This is a genomic window from Gordonia desulfuricans NBRC 100010 (assembly GCF_001485495.1).
Classification (GTDB): domain Bacteria; phylum Actinomycetota; class Actinomycetes; order Mycobacteriales; family Mycobacteriaceae; genus Gordonia; species Gordonia desulfuricans.
Genome location: NZ_BCNF01000225.1, coordinates 1 through 1,343, shown reverse-complemented (window position 1 = coordinate 1,343; position 1,343 = coordinate 1). Strand labels below are relative to the sequence as shown.

General features: G+C 59.8%; 1 protein-coding gene. It reads right to left on the bottom strand.

The genetic code is table 11. The features are described 5' to 3' along the window. A complete protein-coding gene (locus GD1_RS24555) occupies window positions 1-1,239 on the bottom strand; it encodes an ISL3 family transposase (protein ID WP_083534701.1) in 1,239 nt (412 codons plus the stop codon). Window positions 1,240-1,343: the final 104 nt, after the last annotated feature.

Sequence of the window (1,343 nt, the reverse complement as noted above, 5' to 3'; positions counted from 1 at the left end):
TCAATTACGCTGCGGGAGAGTAGGACACGCACCTCCCCGCGTGAGTGTCGACATCGCGATAAGGGCTTCGGGTGTATGAAATCCGTATGCGCGTTTCGTGATTGCACGAAGGTGCGTGTTGGTGGCTTCCACCCGCGCGTTCGAGACGTCACTCACGATCGAGTTGTAAATCCGGGTCTTCTGCGCCTCGACGCTGGTGGCGAGTCCGCGCATCTCGATGATCCCGCTCTCTCGAGCACAGATGATCCACCGCCCGATCGCCCGCCAGGGGTCGTTGTGCTTGCCGTGGAATACATACCGCAGTTGCTCTTTGAGTTGATAGGCGCGGGCCAACTCATCGTTTGCCCGAGAAACGACTTTGTGCTGCAGATGCAACTGGGTATCGGTCAGGTTCTCTGGATTCTTCAGCATCGCCCACCGCAGATTCCGTCGCTCAACTTTACTCAGGCCCGTGATCCGATGCATGACTCGTTGCCGGGTTCGGTCTAAAGCTTTTGTCGCCCACTGGACCACATGAAACGGGTCCATGCACCAGATAGCGTCTGGGGCGCGCTCGGCGACGACCACCGCTATGTATTTGGCGGCGTCAGCGCTGACATGGGTCAACTGCGCGGCGCGTTGCTCCCCGAGCTCATCGAAGAAGGTGTGCAGGGTCTCCTTCCTGGCCCCCTCTCGCGCCCATACCAGCCGGCCGGAGTCATGATCGACGATCACGGTCAGGTATCGGTGACCTTTGCGGTAGGCGATCTCATCAATACCGATGCGCCGCAGGTTATCCAGGCGGTCGATCGTTCCGACGTAGTCAGTGACGACGCGTTCGACGCTACGGGTCACAGTCCGCCATGACACGCGGAGATACTCGCACACCGCCGTTGCCGGACAATGCGCGGTCAACCACGCGGCAGTGTCGTCGAACGCCCTGGTCACCTTGGCCCCAGGCCTGGCCCAGGGCACTTCTTCGGTGAGCACACCGTGTTCTGGACACCGTACTCGTCGTACCGAGGCTTGCAGATAGCAGCGCCAGCCACCGAGGTCGAGATGGCGCCAACGTCGTGGCTGATTGCTCTGATCGTATCCAGGACAACGCTTATGACATCGAGGACATCGAGATCGCGTCTGGGCGTGAGCCCGGACCGTCACCACTACTCCCGACGTGCCGACATTGTCGACAAACTCCACATCGAGCACCGTCAGGTGCTCGACTCCCAGTAGCTTCTGCAGTACAGTGGTCGTGCGCAACGCCTTGCTCCTTCTGTTTAGTCTTCGCAAACCAAACATTATGGGAGACAGGGCGTTGCGTGCTTTAGGCGCACCGTTGGGTGCCCACAGAATCGTCAGTAGTG